At 53.5% G+C, this 626-nt stretch carries 1 protein-coding gene; it reads right to left on the minus strand.

From position 1 onward, the window contains the following. The coding region (locus Q1A70_RS20270; protein WP_363318260.1) for an ATPase, T2SS/T4P/T4SS family at nt 1-572 on the minus strand (572 nt) is incomplete at its 3' end. Nucleotides 573-626 lie beyond the last annotated feature (54 nt).

Consider the following 626-nt stretch of genomic DNA (forward strand, 5'->3'; position numbering starts at 1 on the left):
CCCGTATTCCATGCTTTTAATAGCTCCAAAGCTTCTCCACCTCGCACTTCACCCACGATGATACGGTCAGGCCGATAGCGTAAGGTGGTGCGCAGTAGGGTTCGCATGGAAATGTCGGCGTTTGGATGGGTTCGTTTAATCACATGATTGGGGGCACTGCATTGCAGCTCGTTGGTATCTTCCAAAAGGATGCAACGCTCATTGGGAAAGCGCTGCGCCATTTCATACAGCAGCGCGTTCACAAAAGTGGTCTTTCCTGAGCCTGTGCCGCCCACCACCACGATATTACGGTGTCGGTCGATAAGCTCAATTAAGTGGTGCGCGGCCGTCGCACTTAACGCGTTTGAAGCCAAGTAATCCGTGAACGTAAAAATGCGCGTGGCTTTTTTACGGATCACAAAACTCGGGTTGTCCACCAAAGGCGGGACAAGTCCCTCAAATCGACTGCCGTCGGTCGGCAGCTCGCACTCTAAAATCGGGCTGCTGCTTGTCACCACCGTCTTGTGATAATCACTCAGCGCGTTTAATACGCGAGTCGCCTTATCCGGTGAGACCGTGCCTACCTTCGTCATCGCCTCCCCTTGTCGCTCAATCCAGAGCAAGCCGTCAGGGTTGAGCATCACCTC

Source organism: uncultured Vibrio sp. (genome assembly GCF_947488985.1).
Classification (GTDB): Bacteria; Pseudomonadota; Gammaproteobacteria; order Enterobacterales; family Vibrionaceae; genus Vibrio.